At 62.7% G+C, this 263-nt stretch carries 1 pseudogene; it reads left to right on the top strand.

Annotated features, from left to right (window positions below):
- Window positions 1–14: 14 nt before the first annotated feature.
- Window positions 15–263, top strand: a pseudogene (locus E5W87_RS24740) (DUF1800 domain-containing protein); the annotation flags it as partial.

The following is a 263-nucleotide window of genomic DNA, read 5'->3' as shown; positions in this document are numbered from 1 at the left end:
ACCCGAAATCCTGGTTGATAGCGCAGTTCGAAAACTACGACGAAAAACCAGCCGTCTTTTCCGGCGCGCAGGACTCGGCCACACTCGGTGACGGCTATGCCGAGGCGATGCTCGAGGCCAAAGACGCCGACCGGGCCGCAAAGATGGCCGCCCGCAAGACAGCGCGCCAGAAGGCTCAAGCGCTTTACCGCGACGAGGTCGACATGCGAGCACGCGCGGCGCTCGAAACATCGACCCCCTTCGTCGAACGGCTCGTGCATTTC

Source organism: Mesorhizobium sp. (assembly GCF_004962925.1).
Lineage (GTDB): Bacteria > Pseudomonadota > Alphaproteobacteria > Rhizobiales > Rhizobiaceae > Mesorhizobium.
This window is presented reverse-complemented; position numbering and strand designations above follow the sequence as displayed.